The 14,883-nt window shown below is 46.2% G+C and carries 11 protein-coding genes; 6 read left to right on the top strand and 5 right to left on the bottom strand.

The features are described from left to right. The 3 genes from B3180_RS03230 to B3180_RS03220 all read right to left on the bottom strand — a co-directional run. The coding region (locus B3180_RS03230) for an efflux RND transporter permease subunit (RefSeq protein WP_286843007.1) at nucleotides 1–2,201 on the bottom strand (2,201 nt) is incomplete at its 3' end. 89 nt (nucleotides 2,202–2,290) lie between these two features. Next, nucleotides 2,291–3,415 (bottom strand): efflux RND transporter periplasmic adaptor subunit, encoded by a 1,125-nt coding sequence (locus tag B3180_RS03225; protein ID WP_286843004.1) that lies wholly within the window; start codon nucleotides 3,413–3,415, stop codon nucleotides 2,291–2,293. Nucleotides 3,416–3,767: 352 nt separating this feature from the next. Beyond that, nucleotides 3,768–4,247, bottom strand: a complete 480-nt coding sequence (locus B3180_RS03220; protein ID WP_286843000.1) for a hypothetical protein — start codon at nucleotides 4,245–4,247, stop codon at nucleotides 3,768–3,770. A 38-nt stretch (nucleotides 4,248–4,285) separates the two neighbouring features. Between B3180_RS03220 and B3180_RS03215 the strand changes: the two genes are divergently transcribed. The 6 genes from B3180_RS03215 (at nucleotide 4,286) to B3180_RS03190 (ending at nucleotide 10,386) form a co-directional block, all read left to right on the top strand. Then, a complete protein-coding gene (locus B3180_RS03215) occupies nucleotides 4,286–4,837 on the top strand; it encodes an NUDIX hydrolase (RefSeq protein WP_286842998.1) in 552 nt (183 codons plus the stop codon). Between the two features lie 77 nt (nucleotides 4,838–4,914). Beyond that, nucleotides 4,915–6,048 (top strand): tRNA 2-thiouridine(34) synthase MnmA, encoded by a 1,134-nt coding sequence (mnmA, locus tag B3180_RS03210; RefSeq protein WP_286842993.1) that lies wholly within the window; start codon nucleotides 4,915–4,917, stop codon nucleotides 6,046–6,048. Continuing rightward, nucleotides 6,045–6,665: a high frequency lysogenization protein HflD gene (hflD, locus tag B3180_RS03205; RefSeq protein ID WP_054487710.1), complete on the top strand. Its 621-nt coding sequence runs from the start codon at nucleotides 6,045–6,047 to the stop codon at nucleotides 6,663–6,665. The genes mnmA and hflD overlap by 4 nt, the downstream gene beginning before the upstream one ends. Before the next feature lie 41 nt (nucleotides 6,666–6,706). Then, entirely contained in the window at nucleotides 6,707–8,077 is a 1,371-nt protein-coding gene (purB, locus tag B3180_RS03200) for an adenylosuccinate lyase (protein WP_278356226.1), read from the top strand. Continuing rightward, nucleotides 8,074–9,216, top strand: coding sequence for a cupin domain-containing protein (locus B3180_RS03195; RefSeq protein ID WP_278358682.1), 1,143 nt, complete (start codon nucleotides 8,074–8,076; stop codon nucleotides 9,214–9,216). The genes purB and B3180_RS03195 overlap by 4 nt, the downstream gene beginning before the upstream one ends. A gap of 132 nt (nucleotides 9,217–9,348) precedes the next feature. Beyond that, entirely contained in the window at nucleotides 9,349–10,386 is a 1,038-nt protein-coding gene (locus tag B3180_RS03190) for a Glu/Leu/Phe/Val dehydrogenase dimerization domain-containing protein (protein ID WP_054487703.1), read from the top strand. 26 nt (nucleotides 10,387–10,412) lie between these two features. Here B3180_RS03190 and ydiJ read toward each other — a convergent pair whose 3' ends face one another. Beyond that, nucleotides 10,413–13,442 (bottom strand): D-2-hydroxyglutarate dehydrogenase YdiJ, encoded by a 3,030-nt coding sequence (gene ydiJ, locus B3180_RS03185; protein WP_278358681.1) that lies wholly within the window; start codon nucleotides 13,440–13,442, stop codon nucleotides 10,413–10,415. A gap of 2 nt (nucleotides 13,443–13,444) precedes the next feature. Then, nucleotides 13,445–14,883: phosphoenolpyruvate synthase (gene ppsA / locus B3180_RS03180; RefSeq protein ID WP_286842989.1), on the bottom strand; the 1,439-nt coding region annotated here is incomplete at its 5' end.

Raw genomic sequence — 14,883 nt, 5'->3', positions numbered from 1 at the left:
CCCGCCATATTGAAACGATTGACATAACCGCCACCCAACAAGGTTCCAACATCGTTAGTCACCGTTTGTAAATTCAATCCCAGATCGGCCACTTTTTCGCGATCAATACTGAGCTTGTAATCCGGCTGATCCACTTTTACATCCAATGTTTGGAAATAAAACATACCGGACTCCACCATGATCTCTTGCACCTTCAAAGCGTAATCATAAATCTCTTTGATATCAGCGGTAGATGCCAAAACTATTTCAACCGGAAACTGACCACCACCAGGCAACGCAGGTGGCGTAATGGGCAAAATTCTTACGCCAGCAATTGCCGATAATTTCTGCTGCACTTCCGGCATAATCTCAAATACATCGCGATCACGTTCTTCCCAAGGTTTGGTCACCATGCCGGAAAAACCGCCGGTTGGAAACGTCAACTGAAAGGTAAAGTCAGTCTCTGGAACACTCATAAAAACTTCGTTGACTTGTTTACCGTAATGCGATGCCTGATCAACAGTAGAATTCGCTTGCGAATCCACTATGCCGAAAATAACCCCCTGATCTTCAGTGGGCGCCAACTCTTTTGCAGAAAAAAGGTACAGCGGAAAACACAAGGCAGTAATAACAATCCAAAAAATATAAACACCGATGCGATTTTGTAAACTTGCAGCCAAATTGCGGCCATACCACTCACGGAACTTTTCAAAAGGTTTTTCCAGTGGTGCTTTTAAACCAGTGTGAGGTTTCAGCATACGCGAACCTAACATGGGTGACAGGGTAATCGCGACAACAGCTGAGATAGTCACCGCACCAGCAAGAGTAATCGCAAATTCACGGAACAAAGATCCAATCAAACCACCTTGTAAACCGATGGGAATATAAACAGAAGCCAAGGTTACTGTCATTGCCAAAATCGGCCCAGCTAATTCGCGTGCTGATACAATTGCCGCCCGATAAGGTTTCATCCCATCCTGAATGTGGCGCTCGATGTTCTCCACCATAACGATAGCATCGTCCACTACCAAACCAACACAAAGAACAATTGAAAGCAGTGTTAGCAAATTGAGCGAGAAGCCGCATAACTGCATAATAAATAGCGCGCCCACCAGTGAAAGTGGAATCGCCAACACCGGAATAATGACCGAACGACTAAAGCCAAGAAACAAGAAAATAACGATCACAATAATCAACAAGGTTTCTGTCAATGTTTTAATGACTTCATTAATTGCTGCATCGATATATTCAGTTGAATCATAGGCAACCGTGCCCGACAACCCTGTTGGCAATTCGGCTTTTATTGCCTCCATTTCTTTATTTACAGCCTTCATTACATCCAATGCATTGGCATTAGGTGCAACCCAAACCCCCATAAATACCGCGGTATCACCTGAGTAGTTAACCACCGTATCGTAGTTCTCTGCGCCCAAAGCAACATCTGCAATATCGCTTAAGCGAATAATGCCGTCGGCAGAATTGCTGATAACCAGTTGTTTAAATTCATCAACACTTTTTAAATCAGTATCTGCACGCAAATTCACTTGCGTATAGGTGCCGCGTGTTTGCCCTACCGCTGCTTGTACGTTATTCGCGGCTAAGGCTGCGCGCACTTGTACTGGCGTTACGTTTAACGCAGCCATGCGTTCAGGCTTAAGCCAGATCCGCATCGCAAACGTTCTGCCGCCCAACACATCGGCTTTCTGTACACCGGCAATAGCGGTTAAACGCGGCTGAATTGAGCGGGTTAAAAAATCAGTAATTTGGTTTTGCTCAAGAATTTCCGAACTGAAACTCAAATAGGCCGCTGCAAATTGTGAATCAGCAGCTTCAATACGAATCGCCGGAACTTCTGCCTCCGGAGGCAAGTCACCGCGCACTTGATTCACCTTGGCCGAAATTTCAGTCATGGCGCTGAGCGGATCATAGTTCAAACGTAAGTGCGCAGTGACGGTAGACATGCCCATTGCACTTTGTGATTCGATGTAATCAATACCACCGGCAGATGCAATCGCACGCTCAATCGGAGTGGTGATAAATCCGCGCACCAGTTCTGCATTTGCACCGACATAAACGGTATTAATGATAATGACGGAGATGTCACTGCGCGGATATTGGCGCACAGTCAGGTTGGAGCCTGCCTGTATACCCAAAATTAAAATAAGCAGGCTTACCACTATGGCAAGTACCGGCCGCTTGATAAAAATATCAGTAAATTTCATAAGTTAGGCTCATGGGCTTTTAGGCTTATGGAGTAAATCGCTGGGGTATTTGTGCGCGCAACAACTTTGAGCTCGCATATAACTAATAACTAGCTGTCAGCAGGTGTTGGTTCGAGTTTAAATTCCGGAGTTGGCAAGGTACCTATGGTTACCGCTTGGCCATTTAATAATTTAAATGCACCCGCACTGGCAACAACATCGCCCTCTTTTAAGCCATCAACAATTTCTACGAAGTCGCCGCGAGCTTTACCTAAACGCACAAACTGTTGCCGCGCTTTAAATGTGCCTGCTTTTTCGCCCTCTTCGATAATAAAAACCGTATCACCAAAAGGTGCATAAATCACTGCAGTACTGGGTACTGCCAAGACGTCTTGCGGATTAGACAAAGTCACTTTGGTTTCAACCGCCATTCCAGGGATCAACTGACTTTTTTCATTTTGCAGATAAGATTGCACTATAGCATTGCGTGTTACGGGACTGATTTCCGCACCTATCGCTGTGATTTCACCACTGATAGTCGCATCTGAACCATCGCCAACATTAACTTCTACAGATAAGCCACGAGTCATTTTCACCAACCAAAATTGTGGTACCGGAAAATTGACGCGAACACTATTAGTCGCCTGCAAAGACACGATTTCGCCGCCCACTTGCAAGTCTTCACCCAAATCCACTTTACGAATCCCCAAACGGCCACCAAAAGGAGCACGCACGACCTTTTTCTCCAAAGTGGTTTTAAGGTCGTTCACATCACCTTGCGCAGACTCCATTTGTTGCACGGCGGTATCAAGCTCACTTTGCGAAACAGTATTCCGCTGACGCAGGGCAACCAACCGTTCATGATTGGATTTAGCCAAACGCAAACGCGCTTCAGCAGCACTTAATTGAGCCTGTTCGTTACCTGACTCTTGCACCAGAATCACCGTGCCTTTCTTAACTTGCTCGCCTGACTTAAAGCGAATCTCCTTCACTTTGCCAGCAACTTCAGCAGTAATCACAATACCTTCAGAGGCTTCTACAGTACCCATTGCGGTGTAACTATTCGGCCATTGCTGAATTACCGTCGTGAAGGTACTTACCGTTTCGGAAGGAGGAGGCGTACTCTCCTGAGCCTGCCCCATAGCAGCAAATTGCGTCAGCTTGATTACAACAACAATCGTCACAATTCCTATAAGGCTTGCCACAGCAATACCGATTGATTTCACATTGTTCATAAATGAAGAGCCATTGAGAGGAGAAAAAGAAATTACGACCAGAACTGCACAAGACATGCGGAGGGAGGCGATAAATCGACGGTATCCCAACCATTAACTTCGGCATTTTTCAGCCGGAGAATTGTTGCACAGCCACTGATTAAAACTAAAACCAACAAATGTCACAAAATGTAAAGGCAATCCGCGCAATCTAGTCGGCAAGGAACCCTTGCCGACCATTTGGTCGGTTAGCAGATACTAGCCCTTTTTCATGACAGATCCAAGAAATTGTTGGACTTAACAACAATTCATGACATTCATCATTCAAACTGACGGGAATTATGCACAAAGATGGGACAGGAACTGTCAGCAGCTATAATTTTTCGATCGATTCAGGAGAACCAATAAACGTAAGAGCGCCCCTTAACGTGTAATGACGTGGGAATTCCGATATCCCTTGTTCAATCGACTCATAAGCAGTGCCGATCCGATAGACATCTCCTGTTATTCTGCGCAACATGTCAGATAAAGATCTATAACGGTCGAGCGAATGTTCAACAACATCGCCTTCAATTTGCACCACATTTGAACAATCAAGCATCGCAGGCCGCCCATCCATTAGCATCCAGACACCAACAGCCTTAATCTGGATACGAACCAAATCGGATTGATATTTTTGGATAGAATCCGCTTTAGGAATAAATTGACGAAACCGGTGTCCAGCAGAAAAACAAGACGATGCTCTAAACTTTACACCAATCACTCCAGCCAGTGACAAGTGACGCTGGATTAATTGAGTTTTATTAAAGCCAACATAGGGGTCGGGATAAAAAATTAATGTGTGGGTAGCCATAAAAACATCCTTGCCATTTGTGTTGAATAAATCCGTCCGTGATTAACTGGATTCAATCAAAGATCCAGCCAAAAATCAATAAGCCAAATCAGCTGAGAATATTGATAAATCTGGTACGATTTGCCCCCTACCGATTGACTCAAGGATTATCTATGACCTGGGCACCCCACGTAACCGTTGCCACCATTGTTGAACGCGACAACCCCTTTTTAATGGTGTACGAAGAAGCCGATGGCAAAAAAGTGTACAACCAACCTGCCGGTCACTTAGACCCTAACGAAACACTGCAAGCAGCGGCGATTCGCGAAACATTGGAAGAAACGGGTTGGACAGTGAAATTAACCGGGGCTGTAGGGGTAAATTTATATACCGCTCCCAGCAATGGAATCACCTACTTTCGCACCACATTCATTGCCGAAGCGGTTAGTCATGATGCTGAGCGCGCGCTGGATACAGGCATTATCGAAGCAGTTTGGCTTACTTATGATGAGCTACTTGCCCGCAAAGACGAATTGCGCAGCCCGATGACACTGCAAATCATTGATGAATATCGCGCTGGGCGCCGCTTTCCCCTCGGCGTTGTTGGATGATCTTGTTGGCTAAGGTGGCAGTGAAGGGCTTGGGCAGGTAAAATGCCCGCCTTTCCCTTTCCTTGCAGTTGCTCCTTATGTCTGATGTTATTCCCGCTGTTACCTCGGGCCAAAAAGTGATCGTTGGAATGTCCGGCGGTGTCGATTCTTCAGTCTCTGCCCTGCTCCTGAAACAACAGGGTTATCAGGTCGAAGGCCTGTTTATGAAAAACTGGGAAGAAGATGATACTGACGAATACTGCGCTGCATCCGAAGATTTAGCCGATGCCGAAAAGGTTTGCGAAACACTCGGCATAGAGCTGCACACAATCAATTTTGCCGCAGAGTACTGGGACAACGTGTTCGAGTACTTTTTGGAAGAATACAAAGCCGGGCGAACACCGAACCCGGATATCATGTGTAACAAAGAAATTAAATTTAAGGCCTTTCTGGAATTTGCCGCAGAAGCATTAAATGCCGATTACATTGCGACCGGACATTATGTGCGTCGTCAGCAGAACGACGGAAAGTGGGAAATGCTGCGCGGTTTAGACAGTAATAAAGACCAAAGCTACTTCCTTTATACGCTAAGCCATGAGCATATTGCACAAACTTTGTTTCCGGTTGGCGAGCTGGAGAAATCAGAAGTTCGGAGAATTGCAGAAGAGCAAGGCCTTGTTACAGCGGATAAAAAAGACTCTACAGGTATTTGCTTTATTGGCGAGCGCAAATTTAAAGACTTTCTCCAGCAGTACCTGCCGGCAAAGCCCGGCCCCATTGAGTCTGTCGATGGCGAACAGTTAGGTGAACATGAAGGTTTGATGTACCACACTCTGGGTCAGCGTAAAGGCTTACACATTGGCGGAATGGCCGACACCTCCGGCGAGCCCTGGTACGTTGTCGATAAAGACGTAGAGAGAAATGTGCTTATTGTTGCGCAGGGAAAAAATCATCCCCGCCTCTATTCTCAGGGGCTTATTGCCGGGCAACTGCACTGGGTGAGTCGTACCACACCATTAAAGGCTTTCGATTGTACGGTTAAAACGCGCTATCGCCAGCAGGATATACCGTGCAGGGTTACTCCGCTTGATAACGGCGACTTTCAGGTTCAGTTTAAAGAGCCTGTTGCAGCGGTAACGCCAGGACAATCCGCAGTATTCTACAGCGACGACATTTGTTTAGGTGGCGGCATTATTGAACAGCGCATTACCGATTTTGAGGTCAAGCTATGAATGAGTGGCAGCAGCGAGTAATTGCTTTAGCTGGTATGTCGTTAAGTGCTATGGCCGTGCAGAAGCTGGCTCGCAGTGGAGAACTTTACCCTGAGTCTATTACCAACACTTTGGTCCACAGTCTTCTGCAACAAAACCCTGACAACATCGAAGATATTTACGGCGGTCTGGAGAATATTCAGCCAGGCATTCAGGCATTTATTCGTCAGGCCGGAAATAATAAAAATAAAGATCTAGAGGTCACCCGCTATTTAGTCGGATTGATCCACCTGTCCCGGCGCTTACTTAAGCAGCCCGACGTACTTAATTTACTGGGTGAACGTATCGCTCAGGTAAAACGTCAGAAAGAAGAATTTGAATTTGAAGATTATCGCGTACAGCAAAGTTTTGCGGGGATTTACCGCGAGTTGATAAGTCCTCTGGGACAGCCTATTCGAATTAATGGAAACCCGGAGTTTTTGAAGCGGGACTCAAATCAGCACCATATTAGAACCTTGTTGCTGGCCGGCATTCGTAGTGCCGTGCTTTGGCAGCAAGTAGGCGGCAAACGTCGTCATTTCGTATTTTCAAGAAAGAAAATGTTAGATACAGCGCAGCAATTGTTGCATGTCGCATAAAAGATTAATGACTTAATTAACTCTCGGAGAGCCAGTTTATGTTGCCCTTTTCTTCACTAACCGCAGTGTCACCTGTCGATGGACGATACGCTTCAAAAGCAGAAATGTTACGTCCTATTTTCAGCGAGTACGGACTGATTAAATTTCGTGTCACTGTTGAGGTTCGTTGGTTGCAGTTATTAGCCGAAGTCGATGGCATTAAAGAAGTGCCGGCATTAAGTGAAGAAGCGACACAAATACTGAACGCCATTGTTGAAAACTTCTCAGTAGAAGACGCTGAACGCATAAAGACCATTGAGCGCACAACCAATCACGACGTGAAAGCGGTTGAATACTTCCTGAAAGAAAAAGTCGCTAATAACGAAGAACTGAATAAAGTATCCGAATTCATCCACTTTGCCTGTACTTCAGAGGACATTAACAACCTTTCTCATGGCTTAATGCTGAACACAGCTCGTGACGAAGTATTAGTACCGATGATGCAGGAATTAGTTGATCGGGTTAAAGAGCTGGCGAAAGAACACAAAGCCGTTCCTATGATGGCCCGTACGCACGGCCAACCGGCAACGCCAACCACAATGGGCAAAGAGTTTGCGAACGTTGCTGTGCGTCTACAACGTCAGCTGACGCAGCTTAAAGCTGTAGATGTCATGGGTAAAATCAACGGTGCTGTCGGTAACTATAACGCGCACCTTGCGGCCTACCCTAATGTGGACTGGCATCAAATCTCAGAGCAATTTGTTACGTCACTCGGTTTAAGCTGGAACGCGTACACGACTCAAATTGAGCCTCATGACTATGTTGCAGAATACTTTGACGCACTGGCTCGCTTTAATACAGTACTCATCGATTTTGATCGTGATGTCTGGGGTTATATTGCTTTGAATCACTTTAAACAGCGTACTGTTGAAGGTGAAGTTGGCTCTTCAACGATGCCTCATAAAGTGAACCCTATCGACTTTGAAAACTCCGAGGGCAACCTGGGTATTGCTAATGCGGTTATGCAACATTTGGCTCAGAAGCTGCCTATTTCCCGCTGGCAACGTGATCTGACTGATTCTACCGTTTTACGTAATTTAGGTGTAGGTGTTGCGCATGCCGTTATTGCATTTCAGGCAACGTTAAAAGGTTTGAGTAAGCTGGAAGTTAATGAAGCCCGTCTGGCAGCTGAGCTTGATGAAAATTGGGAATTGATGGCGGAACCGGTGCAAACCGTTATGCGCCGATACGGTGTTGAAAAGCCGTACGAAAAGCTTAAAACCTTAACTCGCGGAAAACGCATTACCAGCGATGATCTTGCGAAATTTATTGACTCTTTAGACGTGCCAGATGCTGCTAAAGATGAAATGAAAGCTTTAACACCAGCTAACTATATTGGCCGCGCAACTCAGTTTGTTGATGATCTTGTATGAAATTAGCTTTTGATAAAGACGATTTTTTAAAAAACTACTGGCAGAAAAAGCCTTGTCTTATTCGACAAGGCTTTGCTGATTTTACGGACCCTGTCAGCCCTGAAATTCTAGCTGGACTGGCCATGGAAGAAGGCGCCGACTCCCGGGTTATTGAGTCACAGGCAGATACAGAATCTGGCTGGTTGGTTACTCATGGCCCGTTTGAAGAATACGAGCAGTTTGGTGAGAGCCACTGGACCTTATTGGTTCAATCAGTAAATGAGTGGCTGCCAGACGTTGGCGAATTGATAACGCCTTTCCGTTTTCTTCCGGATTGGCGCATAGACGATGTCATGGTCAGTTTCTCATGCGAAAACGGTGGTGTTGGTCCGCACTTGGATCAGTATGACGTTTTTATCATACAGGGAGCCGGTTCCCGACACTGGCGCGTTGGTGAGCGACAATCAATGCGGGAGTGTCAGCCAGCAGCCGACCTTTGCCAGGTAGAAGGTGAGTTTAAAGCCGTTATTGATGAGCACCTGAAAGCCGGTGACGTTTTATATATTCCCGCGGGCTGTCCGCATGATGGTGTTGCCTTAGAGCCTTCGCTCAACTACTCGGTTGGGTTCCGGGCGCCGTCAAAAGCAGAGTTATTATTGCAGCTGGGCGATATTGCCATGCAACAGGAGTCCCTTCAGGAACGATACCAGGATCCAGAAATTGGCAGCGACGATATTTCCTGGGAAATTGAAGAAAAGCAATTAGCCGCCTTAAAAGGTTTTTTGAAAGAAGCCCTTGAGAGTGACGAAACAGACAGGTTACTGGCGAGAATTGTATCGCAGTCAAAACGCCCTCTTCCCGAGCCAGAATTGCCAACAACAGCAGCGCAAGTGCCAGACTTATTGGCGCAACCGAATGCATTCATTGAGAAAGCGTCCGGTGCCCGTTTCTTAAAACTGAGTAAGACCGAGTTTTATGGCAATGGGGAAGCTTTTACGGTAATCCCGGAAGCTTTACCCACAGCAGAATGGCTGGCACAACTGCAAGGCTCAAAATCCGCATCGGAGCTTTCGAAACGAGTAAATTCTACGCCACAAGCTGAGCTAGTTGCTGAAATGATAAATCAGGGAATTATCTATTTATACATTGAAGAATTCTGAGCGATTCTGTGTAAACAAGAGTTGATAAACACCCGTTTGAATTGCTGAATTTATTCACTTAATAAAGTAGCGCGAGCCCTATCTAAATGGTAATGTTCGCGCAATTTTTGAAGCAATGAGGAATTGAAATTCATGTCTCTATACGAGCATCCCGAATTCGATCATCACGAGCAAGTTGTCTTTTGTCATGATCAGGAATCAGGCCTAAAAGCCATTATTGCAATTCATGACACAACTTTAGGTCCAAGCCTTGGTGGTACCCGTTTGTGGAACTACGCTTCATCGGCCGAAGCTTTAACCGATGTGCTGCGCTTGTCGCGCGGTATGACTTATAAAAGTGCTATGGCCGGCTTACCTCTGGGTGGCGGTAAAGCGGTTATTATTGGTGACGCCAAGAAAATTAAAAGCGAAGAGCTTTTCCGCGCATACGGTCGTTTTATCGAGTCATTGAGCGGCCGTTATATTACTGCAGAAGATGTGAACATTCGTACCGAAGACATCGACATGGTTGCGAAAGAAACCAGTCATGTTGCCGGAACCGCTGATAAAGCTGGCGACCCTTCACCTCATACTGCATTGGGCACTTATCTGGGTCTTAAAGCTGCGGCAAAACACAAGTTAGGCAGTGAAGATCTTAAAGGTGTAAAAATAGCGGTTCAGGGCCTTGGTTCTGTTGGTTATGACTTTGCTAAGTACTGCGCAGAAGACGGTGCAGAGCTTATCGTTACAGACATTAACGAAGAAGCTATAGAGCGTGCCGTTAAAGAACTCGGCGCGAAAGCTGTTGGTTTGGATGAAATCTACAGTGTTGATGCTGACGTCTATGCGCCATGTGCGCTGGGTGCAACCATCAATGACGAAACGTTAAAACAACTTAAAGTTAAAATCATTGCCGGAAGCGCCAATAACCAGTTAGCGAACCCTAAACACGATCAAGCAGTAAAAGATATGGGTATTCTTTACGCACCTGATTACGTGATTAATGCCGGTGGTGTCATTCATGTGTGTTCAGAAGCCGCTAATATGAGCTTAGAGGAAACTGATAAACGTGTTCGTGGTATTTACGACACTCTGGATCAGCTTTTTGCTCGTGCAAACGACGAAGACCGCCCTACCGGTGCAGTTGCTGATCAAATGGCACGTGAAATTATAGCTAAAGGTAAGCAGTAAACGTTGCTGCAAATAAAAAGCCTGATTTAACTCAGGCTTTGTAAGATGATTTCAAGCGGGTGTTTCACCCGCTTTTTTTCTATCCGTTTTATTTGAGACCGGCATGAGAACCCGGTTACCAGCACACCGCTGCTGCCGTATTGCTGAACTGCCTGCTGCCACCCCATTTCATAAAGGCCGAAGCTGTCACTCTGGTTCTGTTTTTCGTGACCAAAAGTTCCCGCCATACCACAACAACCAACATTAACGATATCCAGTGTTAACCCTAATTTACTGAACAATTCTTGCCATTGTTGCGCCGACTCTGGAACAAAGCTTTGCTCTGTACAGTGCAACAGCAGTCCATAATTGCTGGTGCTGGCTGGCCCGGCTTTCTCAAAGTTTAGCGTGCTTAACCATTCAACTACGGTCATTACCTCAACCTCTGGCAACTGACCTCCGTTTGATTTTCGGTATTCATCTCTGAATATCAAAGCCGTAGAGCTGTCTGGCCCAATCAGTGGAATTCCTGCATCGGAAAGCGGTTTCAATTGCTCAGTAACTTTAGTCGCCGTTTTGTCGAAATCACCAAGGAAACCTTTGACATGCTGTGCTTTACCATGCCCTATAAAAGGCAGTAAAACCGGAGTAAAACCGAGCTTCTTAATGAGTAGCCCCAGCTTTAATACAAAGTCAGCCTCATAGAATGTGGTAAAAGGATCCTGCGCAATAACAACCGCCTGTTCGCGTTCTCTTTCAGTTAAACTCAGAACTTGTTCTGTTGTTAGCTCAACGAGGCCGTGACGCTTCCATGCAGTTCTCAAATTGGGCGTTGAAAATAAAGGGGTATCGACATAACCCACACCGTATTTAAGAATAACCCGGCTTATAGGGTTATTAATCAGCAAATTACTCAAAACAGGGAACTGACTTGCAAGAGGCGCCGTTTTTTCTATGCCCTTTACTAAGTAGTCCTTTAATGGACGAGCGTATTTACTGTAATAATGATCGTAAAAACGCGCACGAAATGTTGGGACATCGACATTAACCGGACACTGATTCGTACAGGCTTTGCACGCCAGACATTTATCCATCGACTGTTTTACTTCATGACTAAAATCGCTTCGCCCTGTAAGTCGGTTTAGCTGGCGTTTAGCAAAGCTTACCGGCTGAGGCCTTTGAGTGGCGTCATAACCCGCGTTATGGGTCAACCGTAACCATTCGCGCAGAAGCCCTGCCCGACCTTTAGGAGAATAACGACGGTCCCGTGTGACTTTATACGAGGGGCACATAGCGGACTTGGGGTCATAATTGAAACACAAGCCATTACCGTTACAGTCCATTGCATTTTTGTAGCTGTTTCTGGTTGCTATTGGAATCTGCCTGTCAAAAAAGCCTCGTTTTACTGCGTCAACAGAGACTAATTGCGCATCCGTATTCAGAGGCGTGCAAATTTTCCCGGGGTTCAATTGGTTAAACGGGTCAAAACTCGCCTTAATTTTCTGCAATTCTTTATAAAGGTGCTCTCCAAAAAAAGCGGGGGCGTATTCGGAGCGATAACCTTTTCCGTGCTCGCCCCACATGAGTCCGCCATACTTCTGGGTTAATTCTGCCACCTGGTCACTAATTTCTCTAAGCAGGATTTCATCGTCCGGCTCACACATGTCCAGGGCTGGCCGTACGTGTAAAACACCGGCGTCTGCATGCCCGAACATTCCGTAGTGCAGGCCTTTAGCATCTAATAGCGCCCTAAACTCATTAATAAAGTCAGCCAGTTTTTCAGGAGGAACCGCCGTGTCTTCGGCAAAAGCAACGGGTTTACGTCGGCCTTTTGTCGCACCTAATAAACCCACCGACTTTTTACGCATAGCATAAATCAGCTGTATACTCGGCAGGTCATCGCAAATTTGATAACCAATAACACCTTTGTTGTCTTTGCTTTTAATCAGTTTATCCAGACGTTTGGTTAACGAACCGACCTTCTCGTCTATTTCCTCTTGATCAAGCCCGGTAAACTCAACCATGTTGATACCGTCCATCCGCTGACCTTCAACATCGGAAAGTAAAGGTTCAACCGACTTCCAAATGATATCCTCACGAGCAAGATCAAGCACCGTACTGTCAACGGTTTCTACTGAAGTTGCTTTAGCTTCCACTAAGAAAGGAGAATTCTCTAGTGCAGACTGAAAGTTTGAATATTTAACATTAACCAGCACTCTGTGCTTAGGAATGGGAGTGATATTCAGCTTAGCTTCGCTGACAAAGCCTAAGGTCCCTTCCGAGCCTGCGATGACTCGAGAAACATCAATTTTTTGATCTCCAGGGTCATAGGCATGCTTTAAATCGTAGCCGGTCAGGAACCGGTTTAAAGGCGGAAACTTTTCACGAATATGAGTTTCTTCACCAACACAGGTGTCTATCACCTGGCGGTAAATGCGAGCTATTCGATTGTCCTGGCGAGCGATACTTTCCGCTTGCTCTAGCGAAACCGGACCGCTGTCTAGTACATGCCCATCAAGTAATACGGTTTTCAGGCCAAGAATATGATCACTGGTTTTACCGTAAACTAACGAGCCCTGACCTGAGGCGTCGGTATTAATCATGCCACCCAGAGTCGCGCGATTGCTGGTAGAAAGGTCAGGTGAAAAAAAGTAGCCCTGAGGACGTAAAATATCGTTGAGTTTATCTTTAACCACACCAGCCTGAACTTTAACCCAACCTTCCTTCGGGTTAACTTCAAGCACTTTATTCATGTGTCGGCTTAGATCAACCACAACACCTGAGGTTAATGACTGTCCATTAGTGCCGGTTCCGCCGCCTCGGGGAGAGAACTGCACACTGCTGTTACTCTCCTCACCAGCAAGCTTCATTAATAAAACAAGGTCGGCATGATGCAGTGGGTACAACACTGCCTGAGGCAGACTTTGATAAACGCTGTTATCCGTAGCCGCAATTAAACGGCCAGAGTAACTGACATCAATTTCACCAGCGAACCCCGACTCTTTTAACTGCTCTATAAAGTGCCGGTAGTTCTCTGGTAAAGCGTTTTCAGCAGCAACCTTGGGTAATACTGTCATTTTTACAGGTGGTCCGCCAAGTACATCCATGTCTCAATAACGGTATCCGGGTTCAGTGATACCGAATCGATCCCCTGTTCTACCAACCAGGCGGCAAAGTCAGGATGATCTGATGGTCCCTGACCACAAATACCGACGTATTTACCGCGCTTCTTGGCCGTTTGAATGGCCATTGCCAGCAGCTTTTTCACCGCTTCGTTACGCTCATCAAATAAATGTGCGATAACGCCGGAATCACGATCCAAACCTAAAGTTAACTGGGTTAAGTCGTTAGAACCAATTGAGAAACCGTCGAAGATGTCGAGGAATTCGTCTGCCAACAGAGCGTTAGAAGGCAGTTCGCACATCATAATTACGCGTAAACCATTTTCGCCCTGAACCAGTCCCTGTTCGGCCAGAAGTTCAATAACCTTGCGACCTTCTTCAAGAGTTCTGACAAATGGGATCATGATTTCGATATTGGTCAGACCCATATCGTTACGAACGCGTTTAATTGCTTCACACTCCAGTGCAAAGCAGTCGCGGAATTCTTCAGAGATATAACGAGATGCACCACGGAAACCCAGCATTGGGTTTTCTTCGCCAGGCTCATACTGCTTTCCGCCGATAAGGTTGGCGTATTCGTTCGACTTAAAGTCAGACATACGCACAATGACGCGTTCTGGTGAGAATGCGGCACCTAAGGTAGAAATGCCTTCAGCTAAACGTGCTACGTAGTATTCGCGAGGGCTGCTGTAGCCGGCCATCATACTATCAATCGTTTTCTTCAGCTCATCACTTTGCTGCTCGTAATTTAGCAAGGCTTTAGGGTGAACGCCTATCATTCGGTTAATAATAAACTCCAGGCGAGCCAGGCCAATACCGGCATGGGGCAAGCTGGCAAAATCGAACGCTCTGTCGGGGCNNTCGGGGTTGCCCACGTTCATCATAATTTTTAAGGGTAGATCTGGCATAGCATCAATTTGTGACTCAGTGATATCAAAGTCCAGTTCGCCCTGGTAGATATAACCTGTGTCGCCTTCAGCACAAGAAACCGTAACCGCTTGTCCATTACTGATATGGTCAGTTGCATCACCGCAACCAACAACCGCCGGAATGCCAAGTTCACGGGCTATAATAGCGGCGTGACAAGTACGGCCACCACGGTTAGTCACAATGGCAGCAGCGCGCTTCATAATCGGTTCCCAGTCAGGGTCAGTCATATCGGTTACTAATACGTCGCCCGGCTGGACTTTATCCATTTCACTGATGTCATTCAGAACACGAGCAACACCACGGCCAATACGCTGGCCAATAGCACGCCCAGTACAGACAACGTCACTTTTGGCTTTTAGTGCAAAGCGTTCAATAGCTTGCCCTTTTTGGTTTGACTGAACCGTTTCGGGGCGTGCCTGAACAATATAAAGTTTGCCGTCAATGCCGTCTTTTGCCCACTCGATGT

The organism is Idiomarina sp. UBA4206 (genome assembly GCF_002383015.1).
In the GTDB taxonomy this organism is placed as follows: Bacteria; Pseudomonadota; Gammaproteobacteria; order Enterobacterales; family Alteromonadaceae; genus Idiomarina; species Idiomarina abyssalis.
The sequence above is the reverse complement of the archived record's forward strand: the minus strand, read 5'-3'. Positions and strand labels throughout refer to the sequence as shown.

Excerpts from the sequence above, each read along its gene's own strand:
- B3180_RS03195 (WP_278358682.1), top strand. The coding sequence starts at position 8,074 with ATGAAATTAGCTTTTGATAAAGACGATTTTTTAAAAAACTACTGGCAG.
- B3180_RS03220 (WP_286843000.1), bottom strand. The coding sequence starts at position 4,247 with ATGGCTACCCACACATTAATTTTTTATCCCGACCCCTATGTTGGCTTT.
- B3180_RS03190 (WP_054487703.1), top strand. The coding sequence starts at position 9,349 with ATGTCTCTATACGAGCATCCCGAATTCGATCATCACGAGCAAGTTGTC.
- ydiJ (WP_278358681.1), bottom strand. The coding sequence starts at position 13,442 with ATGACAGTATTACCCAAGGTTGCTGCTGAAAACGCTTTACCAGAGAAC.
- mnmA (WP_286842993.1), top strand. The coding sequence starts at position 4,915 with ATGTCTGATGTTATTCCCGCTGTTACCTCGGGCCAAAAAGTGATCGTT.
- hflD (WP_054487710.1), top strand. The coding sequence starts at position 6,045 with ATGAATGAGTGGCAGCAGCGAGTAATTGCTTTAGCTGGTATGTCGTTA.
- B3180_RS03225 (WP_286843004.1), bottom strand. The coding sequence starts at position 3,415 with ATGAACAATGTGAAATCAATCGGTATTGCTGTGGCAAGCCTTATAGGA.